15 protein-coding genes are annotated in these 16,183 nt (G+C 45.4%); 14 read left to right on the top strand and 1 reads right to left on the bottom strand.

Annotated elements, in window-relative coordinates:
- Window positions 1-7 precede the first annotated feature (7 nt).
- The 3 genes from NST85_RS28035 to NST85_RS28025 all read left to right on the top strand — a co-directional run bounded on the left by NST85_RS28035 (window position 8) and on the right by NST85_RS28025 (window position 4,812).
- A complete protein-coding gene (locus NST85_RS28035) occupies window positions 8-1,381 on the top strand; it encodes a sensor histidine kinase (protein WP_127191615.1) in 1,374 nt (457 codons plus the stop codon).
- Between the two features lie 166 nt (window positions 1,382-1,547).
- Window positions 1,548-2,960, top strand: coding sequence for an MFS transporter (locus tag NST85_RS28030; RefSeq protein WP_341190964.1), 1,413 nt, complete (start codon window positions 1,548-1,550; stop codon window positions 2,958-2,960).
- 391 nt (window positions 2,961-3,351) lie between these two features.
- The gene (locus NST85_RS28025) at window positions 3,352-4,812 is read left to right on the top strand and encodes a serine hydrolase domain-containing protein (protein ID WP_127191616.1); all 1,461 of its coding nucleotides are present in this window, start codon (window positions 3,352-3,354) and stop codon (window positions 4,810-4,812) included.
- 179 nt (window positions 4,813-4,991) lie between these two features.
- Here NST85_RS28025 and NST85_RS28020 read toward each other — a convergent pair whose 3' ends face one another.
- Entirely contained in the window at window positions 4,992-5,456 is a 465-nt protein-coding gene (locus NST85_RS28020; protein WP_341190963.1) for a VOC family protein, read from the bottom strand.
- Between the two features lie 158 nt (window positions 5,457-5,614).
- Here NST85_RS28020 and NST85_RS28015 point away from each other — a divergent pair, with 158 nt between their 5' ends.
- The 11 genes from NST85_RS28015 (at window position 5,615) to NST85_RS27965 (ending at window position 15,939) form a co-directional block, all read left to right on the top strand.
- Entirely contained in the window at window positions 5,615-6,049 is a 435-nt protein-coding gene (locus NST85_RS28015; protein WP_127191618.1) for an Lrp/AsnC family transcriptional regulator, read from the top strand.
- A gap of 173 nt (window positions 6,050-6,222) precedes the next feature.
- Window positions 6,223-7,197 (top strand): aldo/keto reductase, encoded by a 975-nt coding sequence (locus tag NST85_RS28010; protein WP_341191178.1) that lies wholly within the window; start codon window positions 6,223-6,225, stop codon window positions 7,195-7,197.
- 226 nt (window positions 7,198-7,423) lie between these two features.
- Window positions 7,424-7,690: a CD3324 family protein gene (locus tag NST85_RS28005; RefSeq protein WP_127191619.1), complete on the top strand. Its 267-nt coding sequence runs from the start codon at window positions 7,424-7,426 to the stop codon at window positions 7,688-7,690.
- Window positions 7,691-7,819: 129 nt separating this feature from the next.
- Window positions 7,820-8,839: a phosphotransferase enzyme family protein gene (locus tag NST85_RS28000; protein WP_341190962.1), complete on the top strand. Its 1,020-nt coding sequence runs from the start codon at window positions 7,820-7,822 to the stop codon at window positions 8,837-8,839.
- Between the two features lie 34 nt (window positions 8,840-8,873).
- On the top strand, window positions 8,874-9,419 hold the full coding sequence (locus tag NST85_RS27995; RefSeq protein ID WP_341190961.1) for a GNAT family N-acetyltransferase: 546 nt from the start codon (window positions 8,874-8,876) through the stop codon (window positions 9,417-9,419).
- A gap of 213 nt (window positions 9,420-9,632) precedes the next feature.
- Window positions 9,633-10,508: an ABC transporter ATP-binding protein gene (locus NST85_RS27990; protein ID WP_341190960.1), complete on the top strand. Its 876-nt coding sequence runs from the start codon at window positions 9,633-9,635 to the stop codon at window positions 10,506-10,508.
- Window positions 10,505-13,000: a hypothetical protein gene (locus NST85_RS27985; protein WP_341190959.1), complete on the top strand. Its 2,496-nt coding sequence runs from the start codon at window positions 10,505-10,507 to the stop codon at window positions 12,998-13,000. Before NST85_RS27990 ends, NST85_RS27985 begins: the two co-directional genes overlap by 4 nt.
- Window positions 12,997-13,689 (top strand): hypothetical protein, encoded by a 693-nt coding sequence (locus NST85_RS27980; protein WP_341190958.1) that lies wholly within the window; start codon window positions 12,997-12,999, stop codon window positions 13,687-13,689. The genes NST85_RS27985 and NST85_RS27980 overlap by 4 nt, the downstream gene beginning before the upstream one ends.
- Before the next feature lie 26 nt (window positions 13,690-13,715).
- Window positions 13,716-14,318, top strand: a complete 603-nt coding sequence (locus NST85_RS27975) for an RNA polymerase sigma factor (protein ID WP_341190957.1) — start codon at window positions 13,716-13,718, stop codon at window positions 14,316-14,318.
- Complete coding sequence (locus NST85_RS27970; RefSeq protein ID WP_341190956.1) at window positions 14,284-15,270, top strand: hypothetical protein; 987 nt, start codon at window positions 14,284-14,286, stop codon at window positions 15,268-15,270. Before NST85_RS27975 ends, NST85_RS27970 begins: the two co-directional genes overlap by 35 nt.
- A gap of 12 nt (window positions 15,271-15,282) precedes the next feature.
- On the top strand, window positions 15,283-15,939 hold the full coding sequence (locus tag NST85_RS27965; RefSeq protein WP_127191627.1) for an ATP-binding cassette domain-containing protein: 657 nt from the start codon (window positions 15,283-15,285) through the stop codon (window positions 15,937-15,939).
- Window positions 15,940-16,183: the final 244 nt, after the last annotated feature.

Below are 16,183 nucleotides of genomic sequence, written 5' to 3'. Positions count from 1 at the left end.
GAGCGAAATGAAGGCATGGACGTTCTCTCGTAAAGTCAGCGCATCCATTGCGCTGACGTCCCTGGTTGTCGTGATGGTCGTCAGCGGATTCGTATATGTCACTTTCAAGCATTGGACTGAGAGCCAAGAGGTTGATTTGCTAGATGCTAAGCTTAGACAGTTCGAACTTCAACTAGGTGAGGTAGGATTTATATCTTCCTTACTTAACCCGGGATCTGGGGAAGGCACTGGAATGGCAGCGTTATTTGAACCGGATCTGTCCTCGCTTGAGTCCGACCTTGATGAGGGGCAGTACCTCCAAATGTTAGATTCCAGCGGCCTAGTATTAGCAGAGGTAGGCACGGAAGAACAGGTCAACAATGATGTTAAGTATACAGCGGAAAGAGATATAGAGTTACTTGTATTTGGTACTGTTAAGCTACAGCTTATGGATAGCGGACATTCACGAAGTGCAACCGCAGAGCGGGAGATCGGCAGGCTCCTTCTCCTTGGCTTATTAATAGCAGCCGTCGTGTCCGTCATTACGGGGTGGATCGTAGCCCGTTCGGCGTTGAAGCCAATTCGCATGATGATTGGGGAGGTGCGAAGTATCGGGGCGAACAATTTGTCTCAGCGGCTGCATTTGCCTGTTGCCAAGGATGAACTTCATCAATTAGGGGAGACCTTCAATAGTTTCCTGCATAAGCTAGATGTTTCTTTCGAGCAGCAGCGCCGATTCGTCTCGGATGCTTCACATGAACTGAAGACACCGATCGCTATCATCGAAGGGCATACGCATATGATACAACGGTGGGGCAAGAAGTCACCGGAAGTGTTAGATGAATCGCTCGCATTTATGATGGATGAAACTAAGAGAATGAAGGAACTAATTGCCCAGTTACTATTGCTTGCCGAAGCGGAAGAACCGCTATTGGACGGTGTAGGAGAAGTGTGTGATCTTCATGATACATTGAGGGAACTGATTCCCCAGACGGTACACGTCAATCCCGAAGTGATACTGGATTATGATGGTAGTCCGATTGGGGAAGCGATTCTGATTCGAATGCCAAGGGGCGCCAGTTATCAAGTGTTGCGAAATATTGTAGAGAATGCGTTTAAATATACGCCTAAAGGCGGTACAGTAAGCATTAGTCACTTCATAAAGGATGGGCAGGCGATTGTGATCGTAGAGGACACTGGAATTGGGATATCTTCCGAACAGCTGCCGCACATCTTCGATCGATTCTACCGCACAGAGGGTTCACGGAACCGGGCACAGGGAGGATCGGGTCTGGGGCTTGCCATTGCCAAAGCAATCATGGAGCGGTATGGAGGTTCAATTCACATCGATAGCACGTTAGGTCAAGGCACGAAAGTGACTTTGCGGTTTATTGGAGAGTAAGGGAGATTTAGCGATGTAATCAAAATATAAAATAGCATCTAAACTTATTGTATGTCTTTTTGACAATAAATAAGTTTAGATGCTAAACTATTATAAATATATTAAAGGATTTGCATTAAATTTTTTTGCTCATTTAGTTTAGTAACTATACTACACGGAAAAGCTGGTGATCATCTTGAATATATCTGCACCACCCGCAGAAGCTCTATCAGGTAGACATCGTTTTTTGATGATGGCCTCCATATGCATAGGAGTATATATCTCTCATTTTACAGCAGGTATCGTGAACGTCTCGCTTCCTAAGTTCATGATAATCTTTCAAACGGAGCTGGAAACGGTTCAATGGATTACTACAGGGTATTTACTCGTCATCGCTTCCTTACTTCCGATAATGGGCAAATTAGGGGATCGCTACGGGCATCGGTGTATTCACAATCTCGGATATGTGTTTTTTACCATCAGCTCTGTTCTAGTGGCATTTTCACCTAATATATCCGTGTTGCTTATTCTTAGAATGGTTCAGGCCATAGGTGCTGCGATGTTTCAAGCCACGAATATTGCACTGATCACGATTCATGTACCGAAGGGAAAAAGAGGTCACGCGCTAGGTATCATGAGCACTGCTGTTGCCCTTGGTGCGATGACTGGACCTATCATCGGTGGATTTATCGCTGAATGGCTGAGTTGGCAATGGTTATTTTTGATGCATGTTCCTGTTGCTCTTGTTGCCACATTGCTGGCTATGCGCTATATTCCCGAGCGAGGACAGGAAAGACAAGAGGAACCTTTCGATAGTATTGGAATGATCTTATTCATATTTGTGATCGGCTCTGTCATATTCGGAATATCGAATGGAAATGCATGGGGATGGCTATCCGCTGAAACCTTATCTCTGTCTGTTGCTGCTGTCATCGCCTTCTTTCTCTTCCTACTGAGAGAATCAAGGGAAAAAAGCTCTTTTTTGCCACTTGGGGTGTTCCATATCCCGGAGGTATCCTATGGATTAATCATAAGCTGTGTTTCTTTTATGCTGGCAAATAGTGTTCTAGTCACCATACCCTTTTTCTTATCTCGAAATGCTGGCTTCTCATCGGTAACCGTAGGAACGATCATGATCGCCTATCCGATACTTTTAGCCTTTACAGGTCCTGTTGCAGGTCATTTGTCCGATCGTTATGGATCTAGGTCCTTTATGTTCATGGGGTTATGTGGTATGGGAATCGGACTAACGGCGCTTGCCCTTTATCTCCATCAATTGTCGACGGTTGGGATTGTCGCCGTACTAGCATTAATAGGAGTGGGAATGGGGCTTATTGCATCACCTAATAACAGCTTTATTATGCGATATGTTCCAATGAAAGATGTTGGCTCGATAGGAGGAATGATCGCATTAACGCGTAATGCGGGGATGGTTCTGGGAGCTGCCTTAGGACTTGGAGTGATGAATGGAGATGCCATTCAGGATTCTGCACCTTTATTAGGTGCTTTAAAGTCCGTATTCGGATTAGGGGGTATAATTTGTATGGCTAGCATTATCATGCTGGGTTATAGCGTACTCCTAAACAAGAAGAAAGCTTGATGTCACCTTTACGGCACGTTGTTATGACAAGTGATTTTGCCGTATTTATGACACGGTGAACCAACCGTATCGTAAGGCTCGTGAATCTTCAAATGAATATTATTCAATGAAAGAAGTAGGTGTTCGACTCCCCCTTGTGCCCATTAGAAGGACCAGCTACAGGAGCGGGTCTTTCGCTATTCATATAGCTAAGTTGTTGACAAATTGTAGACATGAGATTTAAGCCATTGACCTTTCCGCTAACCAATCAGAGAGGTCTTTTTGCGAAACAAGAAATAATATACATGGGTCTGTGAAGTTTACAATAGTAATCTGATCATTGAACGTCTAGCATTAAGTATAATGGGACGACGCATTTGGCGGATAAGGCGTACTTCGAAATGGAGAGTTTATGAAAAAGACTATTGTTTTTGTATTAACGATACTTATATTATTCTCAGGATTCGCAACACAAAGTTATGCGTTGTCAGATACGCAATCTGCGGCAATACAAGCGTTGCTGGATGATGCCTCTCGTATATCAGGTGTGCCGGGAATGTCAATCTCCATACTTGCTGATGATGAAGTGTTCTACTTTTCTTCCGGGTATGCAGACCGTGAAAATGGGTTGTCTGCAAGTGAAAATACACTATATGAGTTGGCCTCGGTCAGTAAAGCTTTTACCGGCATGGGTATTCTGCTGTTGGAAGAGCAAGGGCTGCTGTCAATGACTGACAATGTCCAAAAATATTTACCTTGGTTTACGTTAAAGTATCAAGGGAAACCTGTTGATATGCAAAGCCTTACACTCAATAACTTTCTTCACCATACTAGCGGCCTAACAAATCGTAGGCATACTCAAAATATTCCACAAGGCAATACGCCAGATTTGCTGCAAAAGACTGTGGAAATGCTGGTAGATGCTGAGTTGGCGTTCCCTCCCGGTGAACAGTATAACTATGGAACCGTTAATTATGACGTATTGGGTTTGGTTATTGAGATTGTGTCGGGACAAAGCTATGAAGACTTTATGAGGGAGCAGGTATTTCAGCCGTTAAGTCTTCACCAGACGTATGTTTATAAAGAAGATGCTCAAGCCACCGGACAGTTGGCACAGGGCTATCGTTCTTCCTTTTTTATGACAACTCCATATAACGCGCCGGATTTTTCCGGGAATAAACCCGCAGGCTACATCATTTCTTGTACAAAAGATATGGCGCGTTGGATGGGCATACAGATGGGCATACAGATGGGTATTGTGCAGGACATACCCGAAATATTCCATACGGTTATCGAAAAATCACATCAGGGTGATATGTCTGTTTCGGCTGTCAACGAAATGTATTATGCGGCGGGCTGGTCGGTAAACGCCAACCAAACGATTATAGAGCACCCAGGGGGTAATCCCAATTTCGCAACCGAAGTGGCCATACTGCCAAATGAACGAACAGCCGTCTGCTTGCTGACCAACGGCGCAAATACTAATAGAAGTATGGTACTAAAAGTTAAAGATATATTAGACGGCAATATAACGCAGTCATATGAAATAAGCGGCACACAGCTTTTGGACATCATTTTGTCGTCTACCACAATTATTCTTTGCCTATTGGCCGTTCTGTTCTTTCTCTTAGGATTACGCAGAAGGAAAACGAATGAGCGGCAGCCAATGACAAAAAGGCGAATAATCGTAACAGCTATTTTGTTGATTGCTACGATTGCCCTGTGTATAATGTGCGGTGCATTAGATTGGTCAACGATACTTATTTGGCAAACATATAGTGTTCTTACGGCTTTGATTTCGTTGGCATTATTAACAGCAAGCATTACATGGTTTGTATACACTCACCGATATAATGCCTCGCTCCGAAAATAAGCATTTAAACTCCCGCTATGAAGGGTCAAATCACCATTAATCATTCAACTATCGGGATACGATAATTGAACAAAGCGAGAAAAAGAAAGGGCCATCCAAAGAGGATGGCCCTAAAACTTGCCGTTACAGATAGCACGGTGAACCGTATCATAAATAGAGGCAGTTTTTTTCTGAACAGCTTAATTTACATGGGTTTTGGTCGACATATCAAAATCAACATCTTCAATAAATTCGATAATTTCCCCGTTGGGACTGTGAATGATAGCGTTCTTTATTAGAAGGGGCGGTTCGCCAAGAGAAAGGTTATCAGGTTCTATAAAGGCCTCTGCTCCATGAGCAAGGGCTTTTTGATACATTTCATCTACATTATCCACATAGAAGGCGAGATGTAACAACGCTCCGTGAGCAATATCTTCTTCAGACAATGCTTTCTTACCTTGAGCAGGGATGACTGCATCGTTATCAAAGATCTCAATGCAGGTTCTTTGGTCAGGCGAAATCAGCATGGAAGCTTCTTTAATTTGAAAGGAGGGTAAACTCCAGTGATGACCTAACTTGAACCCTAAAACTTCAATATAGAATGTAATGGTTGCTTTATAATCTCTGGCTTGGATCGCTACATGTGAAAGGCCTTTTACGCTCATCAATAATCGCTCCCTTATAAAATATATATTTATTATAGTTGCATTAATAAGTAAGATACATACAAAAGATAAGTGTTTTATAGTAATATGATTCTTAAATATAAGGTATTTTTGGTGAATGGGTTTATTTTATTGAATTGAATCAGGGGGCTCTAGATATGGAACATCTTATGGATGAAATTGATAAAAAAATCATGGCATTACTTCAGTACAATGCACGAATGTCCATTTCTCAAATCAGCAAAGAGGTTTCGATGTCGCAACCATCCGTTAAAGAAAGAATGATCAAGTTGGAAGAAAAAAACATCATATCTGGGTATAACACAGTTTTTAATTTACGGGAAATGAATCGAGGCACGACCACTTTTATTCTATTAAAAACAGAACATTGCCAAGAGCTCACTGTTTTTTGCGAAAATGCTATGGAAGTAACTGATTTATTTCGCATTAGTGGAGAATATAATTATCTCATTAAGGTACAAACCGCATCTATTGAGGAACTTGCTGAATTTCAAGATTCCCTTATAAAGTTCGGCCCTTCAAAGTCTCATATCAGTTTGAAAAATATATTGGAAAACAGGGTTTTGCTCTAATTGGAGGTAAAGCTGTTCTTATATTAATCGCGAGTCTAAACTTGCCGTTACAGACTTCATGGTGAACCTCATCACAGATAGTGATAAAATGGAAAGTAGAAGTAGTCGTGAACTGTTAACTTAATGTGTTTTTCGATGAGGTTATTAATTCGTTTGCAAAGGAGTGGGACATCATAGAGTATCGTCGTCTTGGAAACAGTGGATTAGAGGTATCGGCATTAGGGCTTGGAACCAATGCATTTGGCAAACGGGCCGATCAGGACACATCTACGAAGATCTTGCATTATGCCTTGGATAGCGGTATTAACTTTATAGACACAGCTAATATTTATGCGGGCTCTGAGTCAGAGAGAATTATTGGGCAAGCTTTGGATGGAAGACGAGATAAGGTTGTATTAGCTACAAAGGCAGGATTAGTGAAGGGCGATGGTCCGAACGAGCGGGGGTCATCACGCTATCATTTGCAACAGGAGCTGGACAACAGTCTTAGACGCTTGAAAACAGATTATATTGATTTGTATCAAATCCATACATTTGACCCGTATACTCCGCTTGAAGAAACATTGCGTACTTTGGATGATATGGTCAGTTCAGGTAAGGTCCGTTATATTGGGGCATCTAATTATGCTGCATGGGAGTTAATGAAAGCGCAGGGGATTAGCGAGAACAAAGGTTATACGCGGTATATTTCTACTCAAGTTAGTTATTCCCTCGCGGATCGAACGCCTGAACAGGAACTAGTTCCTTTCTGCTTAGATCAGGGTGTGGGGATTATCCCCTATTTTCCGTTAGCAGGTGGTATTCTTAGTGGGAAATATACGTCAATAGACCAAGCACCTCCAAGTTCAAGAGCCGTTACCGACCCGAATTTCAACAGATTTCTCAATGAGAGAACGATAGCACTTGGGCAAAATGTAAGTAAACTTGCAGCAGAACATGGCTATACTCCTAGTGCGATTTCGATTGCTTGGCTTATGGATCGGCCTGCTGTCTCAACAGTGATCGTGGGTGCAACACGTGTCGAACAACTAGAGGCTAATTTAAAGAGCGTTGATATCCATCTCGATTCCGAAGTAACTAAACAGTTGGATGAAATCAGCGATCCATTTCGTTATAGCGAACCATTCGCTGTTTACCGTTTAACTTAATTTAGATTCAGTCATTTCACTTATAGTAGGGAGGGGCATTATGACAAAGTTTAAGATCAGCTCTATGCAAGGTCTACACTATAAACAACGGCGGTTGTTTGTATAGAGCGAAGAATTAATTTTACCGCCATAATTCAGTAAGATGATCCTTATAGGATGATCGGTTGTTTATAGAATAGACTTTGCTACCTTAAAAAGTTCAATAATTTTAAGGAGTAGAGTGATCATGAAATATGTAAACGCTGATCTTATTTTTCCGGAAGAGTTGTTAAAGGAAATACAGAAATATGTACATGGTGGCTTAGTATATGTCCCCAAACCTGATGAGGTACGTAAGAAATGGGGCGAAAATTCAGGTGGCAGAAGCTATTTGAATCTTAGAAATCATGAGATCCGCCAAAAATTTTCTGCTGGGATGACGATTGATCAACTTTCAGGTCAATTTTGTCTTTCCTTCGATAGTATTAAGAAGATTGTTTATGTTAAAAAGTAGACTACATAAGGTCACATTGGATGGAAATCTGATGTGGCCTTTTTGTGCAAAATTTATTTTAAAGTGTTTATTATATATCTTTAGAGTGCCACCACTTTTATACTTACTTGTACAAAGGGGGCATCAACTATGATGGAGTTTTTTCAATATGACACTGATGAGAATAGACGTTCATTGTTAGCACGAGCGAGGAAAGTTGCTTTATCGGCGTTGCAACAGTATGACCTGGAGTGGGAACGGATCCAATTCATCCAATTATCCGATACGATCACCTATAAAATCGAGACAAGTACAGCGGGAAGTTATTTACTTCGTATTCATTCGGCAAGGCTCCGCAAAGAGGAAATTGCTTCAGAACTTGTACTTCTTCAAGCTTTGAATAAATCGAGTGAGCTCAATTTACCTGAAGGTCTGGCAAGCTGTAATGGCTCTTATGTATTGGAAATAGAAACGGAAGAAGGGTATCAACGTCCCTATGTCACGATGATGCGCTGGGTAGACGGCGAGTATGCAAGCGGGAAGCTTTCGGACAGCTGTGTATATAACGTGGGCGTTATGATGGGGAGACTGCATGATGTAGCAGCGAGTTTTGTTCCACCTGCTGATTTTGTTCGTCCTGAATGGGGGGCTGATCAATTTAGAAGTGAATTTGCTAAATTAGAACTTTATCATACACGGTTCCTATCAAATGATGGATGGAAGTCATACCAAGCTGCAGCCGAGACAATACTGTCCGAGCTCACTGAAATGGAGCGCAGCGACCAGAACCATGGACTCATTCATGGGGATTTACATACGGGCAACATCGTTTTTAATGATGAACAACCGTATCCGATAGATTTCGGAAGATGTGGTTACGGTTATTATCTCTACGATATGGCGGGTTTGTTACTAGAGCTTAATCCGAAGCAGCGGGGGATGTTTATCCAAGGTTATGAGAGTGTAAGAAAGTCGGAACCGGGTTATATTCGGCAGCTAGAGTGCTTTTTCATTATGTTCATGATCGAGAACTACTGCCATCATGCGCCAGATCCAAGAGAAACCTCCAGCCTAATCGAAGAGCAACCGTACGCTGGGGCTTACATAAGAGAATATTTAAGTGGCCATTCATTCTTATTCGAAGTAATCGAACCTGTGAAAAATATATAGGTTAGAGTTAGTAAAAAGAAGGGAGCAGGTCAGTATGAAAATCGAAGTAAAATTAACCACTAAAGAAGAGGCCTACATTATAAAAAATATGTACCCACTATACCTTCACGACTTGTCGGGGCACTATGGACTTATTGCAGGACATACTCCAAATCGTCATGGAATATTTGAGGATAGTAATGATTACACAACATTACAAGATCAATATGATGTCCAGAACATTTGGTGGGAGAAACCAAACTGTCTTTATCCGTATTTAATCTTTGTAGATGATATTCCAGCTGGCTTTGAACTTGTTGCTACACCACCTTACTGCACGCCGGGCATTGATTTTTTTGTGAATGATTTCTTTCTTATGCAGCCGTTTAGAGGTAATGGGATTGCACAATGTGCTGCAACGAAAGTATTCGAGATGTTTAGAGGTAAATGGGAGCTATTTACGAACCCAGCGGACAAGAATGTGATCGGACAAAAGTTTTGGCGTAAGACCGTATCTAATTATACAAAAGGTAATTATGAGGAAGTCTTAGGGCCAACGATCGATGGTAACAAGTTAATCTTCAGATTTTGTAATACATAACATGTAATGTAAGTGTAATAAATGGCGGGGATTTGTGTAAGTCATAAGCGTCAAGTGACACATGTTACAAATGTTATATTGGCAGCCCGAAAAGATGCCTTTAGAAAAAAAGTTCACCGTTTTTTGAACTTTTAGCAGGGAGCGTCGTTATACTGTCTGACAATCTACTCGTGCGCGCGGGGGGTGGCCAAGTACGAATGGAGGCAGCCAATCATGCAAGTAGTAATCCAGCAATTATGCAAAAAATATGGCAGCAAACAAGTGCTGAACGGAATTAACCTGACACTCAGCACAGGAATGTTCGGCTTGCTCGGGCCCAACGGGGCGGGGAAATCAACATTGATGCAAGTATTGGCAACAGCAATACCGAAAACATCGGGAGAAGTGCAAATCGGTCACTGCAAGCTTGGGCGCGATGAACGTGAAATTCGTGGCTTACTCGGCTACCTGCCACAGGAGTTTGGGGTTTATCGCAAGTTGACAGGGGCGGAATATCTCGATTATGTCGCGTCCATGAAGGGCATTACAAATGGAAAAGCCCGGAGGGAAGCAGTAGCTGATATGCTGCGCAAAGTAAATCTGGAAGAGAAGCGCCATGTCCGTATAGGCAAATATTCTGGCGGGATGCGGCAGCGCATCGGTATTGCTCAGGCGTTGCTTGGTGATCCGCAGTTTATTATTGTGGACGAGCCTACGGTAGGGCTGGATCCGGAAGAACGCATGCGTTTTCGTGATATGCTGGCAGAGCTGGGCAAAGATCGTACTGTGCTGCTGTCTACACATGTCGTCGCCGATATCGATAATAACTGTCAGAGCATGGCGATTATGAGCGGGGGGCGCATCGTATTTCACGGTACGCAAGAACAATTGCTCCAGCGTGTGCAGGGACAAGTATGGACGGTCCAGGTGGGTGATGAGAAGCTTGCAGAGCTCAAGGAGACCGCGGTCATCGTGACTGCGAGGCGTTCAGGAGCTGGTTACGAGGCTCGAGTTCTTGCCAGCTCTGTGCCGTTGCCTGGAGCAGTCCAAACAACAGCAGGGCTGGAGGACGGATATATAGCGGTCATGAGAGCGGGGAACAGCCAATGAACCTGATTCGCTATTACAAAACCGAGTGCAAGCTGTTGCTGCGCGGCCCCGGCTTGTATCTGATGTTGGCAACCATGGCTGGCATCCTGTATTTGATGATTCAGACGATCGATGCAAAATTGGATCGTGCAGTATACGTAATGGATATATCTGAGGTGTATTGGAATGTAGCCATCATTATTTTGCCTTTGCTGGCAACGGCGATCGCACGGCGGGATGAAGAATGGAAGACAGCATCCATGATGGCCACCTTCCCGTATCGGACATGGGAAATGGAGGCTGCACGCTTGCTCTGCGCAGTAACCCTTCCTTTATCAGCTGCGCTCGTGCCGATGGGGGCTTATGCATGGTTGGTCGTAAAAGATGGCATCTCATGGGGAATACGTGAATGGTATACCTGTGCTGTATTTGCTTCCTTTGCCATCCCGATGTTATTTGCAACTGTACTCGCCTACTTGGTAGGCATCCTTATCCGCAAGCGATACAGTTATTTGATCAGCTTCGTCCTGTTGTTGGTCTTGGCAAATTCGCCAAAAATTTTACCGATAAGCCATGCATTATCGCCTCATAAGCGGGTTTGGCTCGATTATTCACTAGTCAGTCATATTGGCAATGCCTACTCACGTATGTGGGGGTTCATCTATGATCCGGCGTTTTGGCTACATCGCGGCATGGTTGCTGCTATAGCAGTAGGAATGGCCTTAGCTGTACTGCTTGTGGTATGTTGGCGCAGGCGGGAACGGGTCAGGGCATGGGTGGCCTACTCCTCGATGCTGGTTCTGGGTGTGACATTGATATGGGCAGGCAGTGCAATGTACGGACACTTGCAGGAACGGGTCGATATTGCGGATGCCAATGAACGTTTCTATAGCGAACGTCTTACTTCAGCCAACGGACCCACGCAACAGCGAGAACTGGAGCAACTGCTCGTCGCTGGAATTGCAGCGGGGAAATATACGGAAGCGGATATTGAGGAAATGTCTCGTATCACCCTTAACACAAAAGCGATTGGGTTTAGCTATAATCCAAACGGACTTACCAGCAAACCGCTCTCGGTATCGCATATTAAAGATCTGCTTGTCGGAATGAAGTTCCAGGATCTGCACATTACCAGCTACAAGCTGGAGTTGGAATTACTGTCGCGGCATGGGCTAGAAATACAGGCGACGATGCAAGCAAGTAATGGACAAGCGGAGACGCTAGGGCGATTCCCCATCATGCTGCGGCATATCTTTGACGTACAGGAACTGAAGGTGAATGGTGCTGCTGCTGCCTATGAGTGGGAAGAGGCTACAGATGTACTCTGGATCACGCCTGCTGCGGACGTTATGCCAGGCGAGCATCTGGAGATCGAGATGACATACAGCGGTACCATAAATGATTGGCGGCACTATTATTCCTTCTATCCTAGCAGGGATCGATGGGAGCAGGCTGCTATCGTTGAGAATAACAGGCTGTTCCTGCCAGCCTTTTACGGCTGGTACCCCGTTATCGGCAATAGCCGGCTATCGGAATCGGATACACATAAATACGAATTAGACGCATTTAAGGAGCGCCGCCAGGCTGCAGATATTCTGGACACACACTTGCCGCGCCCTATGGCGGACTTTGAGGTTGCCTTCACAGGACCAAGTGGCTTGAAGCTGTTCTCCAACGCCTCTCTCATTGCTAGTGAACAGGCTGGAGAGAAGGAAGCTACAATAACGCGCCTAGAGTTGCATGAAGCAAGTGGACTGACATTGTTTGGGGGCGATCTGCAGTTTGTAGAGGCGACAGCAGGCGACAAGACGGTGCGTCTACTGACATCTGGCCAATTGCCTGCCCGTTCTGTGGAGGAAGCAGCACAGTTGACAGCCGAGCAGTATGCCGAAGCGGCGCGTACTTTGAAAATGTTGGATGGAAAAACCGCAACGAGCTTTCCCAAGACAATTACTATGGCGCTTGCCGATTATCCGTATAGTAGATTGAATGAGTTTAATTCTATAGAAACGGACATGGTTGATCCAGTTGCGGCAGGTCCGGAAGCACGCGATATTCACTATTTGTCCAAGTATTCTAAAACCGTTTATTATGGGGTTTCCGGGGCGGAAATTGAACAAGGAAACAATGGGGAAATACAACTGAGGACGGGGCAATACTGGCTTGATTATAGTGCCAAACGTAGAGAGAGCAGCTATGCGAGAGTGGCCAATTTTAACGCCCAATATATACTGAACAATATTTTCCAGGTCTATATCGAGCGCAAGGTGGCGGGAGAGGAACAGCCAGGTCCATTGTTCGAACCTGGCAGCTATTTTTTGGACGGTGCACCGAATCAGGTTTATGACCTTATGAACACCATATACAGCCAGTACGGCATTGAAAGTGTCTACGATGTCATCAAGCTCGTCTATGACAGTATTGGCAAAGACCAGCTAAACGAGGATAGCGATGAACAAATGGAAGAGCTTCTGCGAGGCTATTTGCAAAGGAAAACGGAGGGAGGAAAATGAAGGTCGCCCTCATCCTTTTATCCCGTGCAAAATATGCATGGCGCATACTATGGGGCGGATACTTGCTTGCTATAGCTGTTATTGCAGCGTTAATAGCAGCTGGTTGCCTCATGCTGCCAGAGTTGTTGCGATCTCCAGGATTTTATCAAGTCAAAGTGGCTTTTATTTTTATTCTGCCTTTACTTACGATTGCCCTCTGTGCGGCCTTGTTCGCGGATGATTTCAGTGAGGGTACTTTTGCCCACCATTTCAGCTATCTGTATTCACAACTACTCGTGTTCGCCGAGCGGGTAACGGTCGTTGCGCTATTACTTGTTATCTATGAAGCAGCGTTGCTCTGGGCAATTGACCGCTGGGCGATCGCTTTAAGTACGGCACAACTAGCCTACATAATCAAACATAGCCTCAGTGTGAATATGTTTGTCGGCAGTCTGGCGGCACTCAGCAGTCTGCTCGGGCGCAATATGGCTGTCGGGCTAGGAGTGGGGGCAACGGTGTGGCTGCTGGAGTATCTGATGTCCAGTATGCCGCTCAATCGCTATTATTTATTTCAAGCTGTCTGGCCAGTGAGTCGGTTCGCAGATAAATCGCACAACGCCATCGCGTTATTTGTGGCAGCTGGAATACTGCTCTTCTGCTGTTTGCTTCTATTGTGGAAAGGCAGAGGTTGGCTCGTGCGTAGGCAATAGTGCCGAGTGAGAAAGGAGGGAGTCAAGTGGACAGCAGGGCTGTTGTTACAGATGAGCAACTGCTCATGCAATACAAGCAAGGGAATACCGCCGTACTGGAGTTGTTCGTTTATCGGTATCATCAAACCATCTATGCGTATTTATACCGTCTGACCAGCAAGCGTCAGCTCGCAGAAGATTTGGCGCAAGAGTGTTTTGTCAGAGTGTTCACGGCTTTGCAAGCTGGACGGTTGCCTGAACGGTTTCGACCATGGATTTATCGAATCGCGACTAATCTTTGCCGTGATGTATGGAAGTCCGGAGCTTATCGTTATGAAGTGACGGCTAAGGATACCGGAGTATATGATGCGGCAGATGGCGGTAAAGATACGGTAGCGTCTTTTTTAGACAAGCAGTATGAGCGGGAAGCCGTCATTGCTGCCCTTGGCGCTTTGCCTGAGGAGGAGCGGCAAATTGTTATTTTGCGTTTTTACGAGGAGCTCAAGCTGGAGGAAATAGCCGAGCTGCTGGAACTGCCGCTTGGAACGGTCAAGTCCAAGCTGTACCGGGCATTCAGGCGGCTGGCCGATATATTGCAGAAAGGGGAGGATCAGGATGAGCTACATTTCCGGAAGCGGGAGCGCCGATAACGGTAGTGGCGACAGTCGCGACAGTCAACTGTACAGGGAATTGCAAGAGCAGCGGCGACTGGAGGAAAAGGGCGAATCAGCAGCGGATCAATGGGAACCTGAGCGGATCGGAGCGGTATTCAGCCAACTGGATCGCTATACTGTGGAAGGCCCCAGCGGCCAGCAGACCCAATCCCTGCTGGCGCTTGCCGCTGCATATGCTACACAGCCTGAGCGGACGGTTGCTGCACCTTCATCCAGGCGAGTGCCAAGGCATGACAGGCCTGAGCGGCAACCAACTGCCGCTATATCTTTGCCTGTAAGGCTTATGCAGCGCATGGCAGCCCAGGCAAAGACGATGCATTGGCTGTTTTGGCTTATATCAGCGTTTATGGTTGGCACAGGAGCAGCCGTTGAGGGGCTGGCTGCAAGTGAATGGTTTAGTAGCTCCACCAAGTCGGATGTATTTCTATTTACGATTCTATTGCTCCCTGTAGCCAGTGTGGCCTATTCACTCCGATCCATGCATACGCCAATGAGTGAGCTTGAGGCGACCTTTCCTGTTACGCCCGTACAGCTTATGGTGGCCAGAGTAGGAACCATACTGCTATATGACCTCCTTCTAGCGCTGTTGTTTTATGGAATACTCGTCATGACGGGTACCAGCGGTGAATTCGGATCTAGCACTGCTGTACTGATCACAGATCTATTACTGCCGATCTGCCTGAGCACGTTAGCAGCGCTGGCTGCGATGCTTCGCTTCGGGACATGGCCTGGTACCGCGGTTGTGCTCGCAGTGGGCGTCATCCAGTTTTCCGCTGGTGAGAGGCTTGGCGTGTTTCAACTGTTCAGCGAATACGGGTCCACTAACTGGCTTGCAAGCAAGCTTGTTGCTGTTAACCTGGCAATAGCGCTTGGTGTTTGTACAAGCATGTTGCTACGCCATCGGCATTATTACAAGCAAGATGAATAGGAGGGAAGAGCGGTGCGAGGAGCTGAGCTGAAGCTGACCGGGGTAGAACTGCATGCTGATAATGGACATCTGCTGCTAGGGGATGTGAATCTGGTTCTAACGCCAGGCTGGTATGGTCTCGAAGGCGCCAATGGCAGCGGAAAAACAGCATTGCTCAAAGCGATAGCTGGCCTTTACCAGCCTGCACGCGGCTTGATTACCTATCAGCTTCATGGCGTGGCGTTGTCAGGGAATGCTTTCAAACCTTATCTGGGCTACAAGCCACAGCAGGCAGCGTACTATGACAATATGACCGTCGAGGCATACTTGCGTTATGTGGGTGAGATGAAGCTGATGCCACGGACAACCACAACCATCGACGAACGATCTCGCGAGCTATGTGAACGGCTCGGGCTTTCTAACGAGAGGAAGACGCCCATTCAGCGGTTGTCAGGCGGCAACAAGCAACGGCTTATGATTGTTCAGGCGATGCTTGCTGATCCATGGTTTCTGCTGCTGGATGAGCCTCTCTATGGTATGGATATCGAGATTCGTTTCTTGCTGCTAGATGCGTTGTACGAAATGACACCTGGCACAGTCGCTATCTTTTCAGGCGCATTGGAGGGCCTGCAGGGAGGTTGGCTGGATGCTGTGATTAAGCTTGATAATGGTACGGCGGCGCTGCACTGATGCAGCGCCGTTTTCTATATTAAATAAATCTGAATGAGGTCTTCTATCCCTGGATCTTGTAAGGTCGATTAGAACATAAGAATGTAAAAAAAAAACACCGCTTTGTTTGGTAAAGTGAAGGTGTCCAGATATCACTACCACACAGAAGAGGTGTTTTTTCTATGAGAGAACCTATAGTATAAGCCTTAAATATAAGAACACCCTAGGTCGCAGGGTACCCTTTAGAATTAGTGCTGACTCGCAC

The organism is Paenibacillus sp. FSL K6-2524 (assembly GCF_038005525.1).
GTDB lineage: Bacteria > Bacillota > Bacilli > Paenibacillales > Paenibacillaceae > Fontibacillus > Fontibacillus anaericanus.
This window is presented reverse-complemented; position numbering and strand designations above follow the sequence as displayed.

What these genes read in the sequence shown, in the direction of transcription:
- NST85_RS28035 (WP_127191615.1), top strand. Translation starts at nt 8, where the DNA reads ATGAAGGCATGGACGTTCTCTCGTAAAGTCAGCGCATCCATTGCGCTG.
- NST85_RS28025 (WP_127191616.1), top strand. Translation starts at nt 3,352, where the DNA reads ATGAAAAAGACTATTGTTTTTGTATTAACGATACTTATATTATTCTCA.
- NST85_RS28020 (WP_341190963.1), bottom strand. Translation starts at nt 5,456, where the DNA reads ATGAGCGTAAAAGGCCTTTCACATGTAGCGATCCAAGCCAGAGATTAT.
- NST85_RS28015 (WP_127191618.1), top strand. Translation starts at nt 5,615, where the DNA reads ATGGAACATCTTATGGATGAAATTGATAAAAAAATCATGGCATTACTT.
- NST85_RS28005 (WP_127191619.1), top strand. Translation starts at nt 7,424, where the DNA reads ATGAAATATGTAAACGCTGATCTTATTTTTCCGGAAGAGTTGTTAAAG.
- NST85_RS28000 (WP_341190962.1), top strand. Translation starts at nt 7,820, where the DNA reads ATGATGGAGTTTTTTCAATATGACACTGATGAGAATAGACGTTCATTG.
- NST85_RS27995 (WP_341190961.1), top strand. Translation starts at nt 8,874, where the DNA reads ATGAAAATCGAAGTAAAATTAACCACTAAAGAAGAGGCCTACATTATA.
- NST85_RS27990 (WP_341190960.1), top strand. Translation starts at nt 9,633, where the DNA reads ATGCAAGTAGTAATCCAGCAATTATGCAAAAAATATGGCAGCAAACAA.
- NST85_RS27985 (WP_341190959.1), top strand. Translation starts at nt 10,505, where the DNA reads ATGAACCTGATTCGCTATTACAAAACCGAGTGCAAGCTGTTGCTGCGC.
- NST85_RS27980 (WP_341190958.1), top strand. Translation starts at nt 12,997, where the DNA reads ATGAAGGTCGCCCTCATCCTTTTATCCCGTGCAAAATATGCATGGCGC.
- NST85_RS27970 (WP_341190956.1), top strand. Translation starts at nt 14,284, where the DNA reads ATGAGCTACATTTCCGGAAGCGGGAGCGCCGATAACGGTAGTGGCGAC.